Below are 5,857 nucleotides of genomic sequence, written 5' to 3' on the forward strand. Positions count from 1 at the left end.
GGATCATGATGGTCAAACACCATGATGATAGACCATATCAACGAGCCTTAGAGGAAACGAACCCAAGGAAACCGCCGCGGATATAGTAAAGGCCCTGATGGTGTTGCACCATCAGGGCCTTCAAACGATTGAATGCGGCGGCGTGTTACTCTCCCACACCCTACCGAGTGCAGTACCATCACCGTGCCAGGCCTTAGCTTCCGGGTTCGGAAAGGGACCGGGCGTCTCACCTGGGCCATGACCACCGCAAAACCAAACACACGACACCACCAACAGGGCGATGCCGGCAAAAACAGTGGCCGGCCGGGAACCGGACAGCGGACGCAAGCAACAACACCATCAACCTGATCGCAGTCAACCATCATCAGTGCTCCGTGTCACCCGGACAACCCACCGGACCGGCAAACCCAGTCCCGCAACCCGCCACGAACGACGGGCAAGTCGTGTGATTGTCCTTCCCCCGTTAGTACCGGTCGGCTCCACCCCTCGCAGGGCTTCCACCTCCGGCCTATCAACCACGTGTTCTCCATGGGGGGTACACACACCCCGAAGGGCATGAAGGAATCCTTATCTTGGAGAAGGCTTCCCGCTTAGATGCTTTCAGCGGTTATCCCACCCGAACGTAGCCAACCGGCCATGCCACTGGCGTGACAACCGGCAAACCAGAGGTTCGTCCACCCAGGTCCTCTCGTACTATGGGCAGGACTCCTCAAGATTCCAACGAGCGCAGAGGATAGAGACCAAACTGTCTCACGACGTTCTGAACCCAGCTCGCGTGCCGCTTTAATCGGCGAACAGCCGAACCCTTGGGACCTGCTCCAGCCCCAGGATGCGACGAGCCGACATCGAGGTGCCAAACCATCCCGTCGATATGGACTCTTGGGAATGATCAGCCTGTTATCCCCGGGGTACCTTTTATCCGTTGAGCGATGCCGCGCCCGTGCGCCGGCACCGGATCACTATCTCCGACTTTCGTCCCTGCTCGAACCGTCGCTCTCACAGTCAAGCCCGCTTGTGCGATTGCACTCGACACCCGATTGCCAACCGGGCTGAGCGGACCTTTGAGCGCCTCCGTTACTCTTTGGGAGGCAACCGCCCCAGTTAAACTACCCGCCAGGCACTGTCCCTGACACGGATCACGCGTCGAGGTTAGACGCCAGATGAAGACAGAGCGGTATTTCAACTTTCGGCTCCACGAATGCTGGCGCACCCGCCTCACAGCCTCCCGCCTATGCTACACAGTCCACACCTAACGACAATACCAAGGTATAGTAAAGGTCCCGGGGTCTTTTCGTCCTTCTGCGCTTAACGAGCATCTTTACTCGTACTGCAATTTCGCCGAGCTCCTGGTCGAGACAGTGGGGAAGTCGTTACGCCATTCGTGCAGGTCGGAACTTACCCGACAAGGAATTTCGCTACCTTAGGATGGTTATAGTTACCACCGCCGTTTACCGGGGCTTGAATTCACCGCTTCACCCAAAAGGCTGACGGATCCTCTTAACCTTCCGGCACCGGGCAGGCGTCAGAGCGTATACAGCGGCTTGCGCCTTCGCACGCTCCTGTGTTTTTGGTAAACAGTCGCTACCCCCTCTCATGTGCCACCCCCACACGCCCAGCGAAGCAAGTCCGCCGACCCGCGGGGGTCTCCCTTAAACCGAAGGAACGGGAGCAATTTGCCGAGTTCCTTGACCAGGATTCGCTCGATCGCCTTGGTATTCTCTACCTGACCACCAGTGTCGGTTTAGGGTACGGGCGGCAAACAGCCTCACGCCGAAGCTTTTCTCGACAGCATTGGATCACCGGATATCGAGGCAAACGCCTCCCATCATCACGCCTCACCCACATGCCCCCCGGATTTGCCTGGGGGACGGGCCGCACGCTTGACCACGGACAACCACCGCCGCGGCCGGCTACCATCCTGCGTCACTCCCGCGCTCACCTACTACAGGGGTCGGTCCCACCAACCCATCCCACCGAACCCCGAAGGGAACATAGGGACGGACCGGAGGTTAGCACCCCCCGCCTCGGTCCTGGCGGCTCCATGCCGGTACGGGAATATCAACCCGTTCATCCATTCGACTACGCCTGTCGGCCTCGCCTTAGGACCCGACTCACCCAGGGACGATGAACGTGGCCCTGGAACCCTTGGTCATCCAGCGCGGGGGATTGTCACCCCCGTCTCGCTACTCATGTCTGCATTCTCACTCCCGTGAAGTCCACCACAGGCTCACGCCGCGGCTTCACCCCTCACGGGACGCTCTCCTACCCAACAGCACAAACGCTGCTGCCGCGTCTTCGGTGGCGTGCTTGAGCCCCGCTACATTGTCGGCGCAGGACCACTAGACCAGTGAGCTGTTACGCACTCTTTCAAGGATGGCTGCTTCTGAGCCAACCTCCTGGCTGTCTATGCGACCCCACATCCTTTCCCACTTAGCACGCGCTTGGGGACCTTAGACGACGATCTGGGCTGTCTCCCTCTCCACGACGAAGCTTATCCCCCGCCGGGTCACTGCCGGAATACAGGTCACGGGTATTCGGAGTTTGGCTGCTGTCGGTACCCAATACGGGCCCTCAAGCATCCAGTAGCTCTACCCCCCGGATCCAATCAACCGACGCTGCACCTAAATGCATTTCGGAGAGAACCAGCTATCACGGAATTTGATTGGCCTTTCACCCCTAACCCCAAGTCATCCCCCCAGTTTTCAACCTAGGTGGGTACGGCCCTCCACACGGTCTTACCCGCGCTTCAGCCTGCTCAGGGCTAGATCATCCCGCTTCGGGTCCAGGGCACGCGACTCAAACGCCTTTTAAGACTCGCCTTCGCTACGCATACACCACACGGCTTATGCTCGCCACGCACCACTGACTCGCAGACTCATTTTTCGATAGGCACGCCGTCACCCCGAAAGGCTCCGACGGATCGCAGGCGCGCGGTTTCAGAAACTATTTCACTCCCCTCCCGGGGTGCTTTTCACCTTTCCCTCACGGTACTCGTACGCTATCGGTCACACGGGAATATTCAGGCTTACCCGACGGTCCGGGCGGATTCACACGGGATTCCACGAGTCCCGTGCTACTCGGGAGAGACCATCGACAGGCATCGCACGACCGACTACGGGGCCATCACCCTCTACGGCCGGGAATTCAATCCCGTTCGTCTAGCACGACGCTTGATCACTGCCGGCCGGTCCGTCGGAACCGGCACAGGCCTTCCCACGACACCGAAGCCGCAACCCCCGACGGGTATCACACGACCACGGTTTAGCCATCATCCGCTTTCGCTCGCCACTACTCACGGAATATCCTTTCCTGCAGGTACTGAGATGTTTCACTTCCCTGCGTACCCCCCGGCCAAAGCCGGTGACACCCCACAACGAGTGCCGGGTTACCCCATTCGGAAACCCTCGGATCAAAGCCCTGTCGGCGGCTCCCCGAGGACTATCGCGGCCCCACGCGTCCTTCATCGGTCCCATGTGCCAAGGCATCCACCACACGCCCATACCGGACAACACCCACAACCGGGCATCCCCACGGCACCAGGCCAATCCAGCGAATTACCGGACAACACATCATCACACTAACGATCAACAAAACGATCAGCACACCGAAACCAACCAAACCAAAAGATCCGGCCGATCCCGGCGAAATCAACAGCAAGAACACAACCCCCAACCAAGGAGGCCATGCCCCTGCTCGCGTCCACTATCCAGTTCTCAACCAGCCACACGCACCAACCACCCGACCCCGCGCGAACACGCGCGCGGCCAGACGGAAGGACGACGGACCCCCACCACGGGAAACCCCATGGGGTGACGATCCGGGAACCCAAAAGCATGCCCCATACCACTCAAGACGACCGTAACCACACCAGCAGCCACCCCGCCAGCCCCCGACGGGCCGGACCAAAGGCGGCAAGAAAACCCGGCCGAACCGGCCGGACAAAAGAATCTCCGTAGAAAGGAGGTGATCCAGCCGCACCTTCCGGTACGGCTACCTTGTTACGACTTAGTCCCAATCACGAGTCTCACCTTAGACGGCTCCCCCCACAAGGGTTAGGCCACCGGCTTCGGGTGCTACCCACTTTCATGACTTGACGGGCGGTGTGTACAAGGCCCGGGAACGCATTCACCGCGGCGTTGCTGATCCGCGATTACTAGCGACTCCACCTTCACGGAGCCGAGTTGCAGGCTCCGATCCGAACTGAGACCGGTTTTCAGGGATCCGCTCCGCGTCACCGCATCGCATCCCGCTGTACCGGCCATTGTAGCATGCGTGAAGCCCTGGACGTAAGGGGCATGATGATCTGACGTCATCCCCACCTTCCTCCGAGTTAACCCCGGCGGTCCCCCGTGAGTTCCCGGCATAATCCGCTGGCAACACGGGGCGAGGGTTGCGCTCGTTGCGGGACTTAACCCAACATCTCACGACACGAGCTGACGACGACCATGCACCACCTGTGAACCCGCCCCGAAGGGAAGCACCATCTCTGATGCCGTCGGGAACATGTCAAGCCCAGGTAAGGTTCTTCGCGTTGCATCGAATTAATCCGCATGCTCCGCCGCTTGTGCGGGCCCCCGTCAATTTCTTTGAGTTTTAGCCTTGCGGCCGTACTCCCCAGGCGGGACGCTTAACGCGTTAGCTCCGACACGGAACCCGTGGAATGGGCCCCACATCCAGCGTCCACCGTTTACGGCGTGGACTACCAGGGTATCTAATCCTGTTCGCTCCCCACGCTTTCGCTCCTCAGCGTCAGTAACGGCCCAGAGACCTGCCTTCGCCATTGGTGTTCTTCCCGATATCTACACATTCCACCGTTACACCGGGAATTCCAGTCTCCCCTACCGCACTCCAGCCCGCCCGTACCCGGCGCAGACCCGCCGTTAAGCGACGGGCTTTCACACCGGACGCGACGAACCGCCTACGAGCTCTTTACGCCCAATAATTCCGGACAACGCTTGCGCCCTACGTATTACCGCGGCTGCTGGCACGTAGTTAGCCGGCGCTTATTCGAAAGGTACACTCACTCACACTTGCTCCCAATCAAAAGCGGTTTACAACCCGAAGGCCGTCATCCCGCACGCGGCGTCGCTGCATCAGGCTTGCGCCCATTGTGCAATATTCCCCACTGCTGCCTCCCGTAGGAGTCTGGGCCGTATCTCAGTCCCAATGTGGCCGGTCGCCCTCTCAGGCCGGCTACCCGTCAAAGCCACGGTGGGCCGTCACCCCGCCGTCAAGCTGATAGGACGCGACCCCATCCCACGCCGATGAAATCTTTCCCAGCAGACCATGCGATCAACTGGAACATCCGGCATTACCACCCGTTTCCAGGAGCTATTCCGGAGCATGGGGCAGGTCGGTCACGCATTACTCACCCGTTCGCCACTCTCACCCCCAAGCAAGCTTGGAGGATCCCGTTCGACTTGCATGTGTTAAGCACGCCGCCAGCGTTCGTCCTGAGCCAGAATCGAACCCTCCACAAAAAAACTGTGAAAAGCCGAAGAACGGCTCGAAAAAACAAAAAAGAAGAAAAAAGACGGACACCACGATCCCGACCACGAAGGCCGAACCATGGCACCACACAGAATCCTTCCAAAACCCAGTCCACTTCAACCCCTCCCGGGGACCCGAACCACGCTCACACGCGACCGGGCGGGACCGGACTGGCAATCATCAAAAAGTAGTACAAAACACGCTCTTGAGTTCTCAAACCACCACCACACCAGCAAACGAAACCGATCCGAACCGAACCGATCCGGCCGTGCCGGGCAGCGAGTAAGAAACTTACACGACCAACCACCAACAACGCAAATCCAAGAAAACATAATCATCCAGAACCCTTACTGCCGCAAGGGCTCTA

3 rRNA genes are annotated in these 5,857 nt (G+C 59.4%); all 3 read right to left on the reverse strand.

Features of this window, described 5'->3' with window-relative positions:
• Positions 1–132: 132 nt before the first annotated feature.
• A 5S ribosomal RNA gene (gene rrf, locus Uis1B_RS11690) occupies positions 133–249 on the reverse strand.
• 194 nt (positions 250–443) lie between these two features.
• Positions 444–3,512 (reverse strand): 23S ribosomal RNA (locus Uis1B_RS11695).
• Between the two features lie 444 nt (positions 3,513–3,956).
• A 16S ribosomal RNA gene (locus tag Uis1B_RS11700) occupies positions 3,957–5,480 on the reverse strand.
• The 16S, 23S and 5S rRNA genes sit together here, the layout of an rRNA operon.
• Positions 5,481–5,857: the final 377 nt, after the last annotated feature.

This window comes from Bifidobacterium margollesii (assembly GCF_002860355.1).
In the GTDB taxonomy this organism is placed as follows: Bacteria; Actinomycetota; Actinomycetes; order Actinomycetales; family Bifidobacteriaceae; genus Galliscardovia; species Galliscardovia margollesii.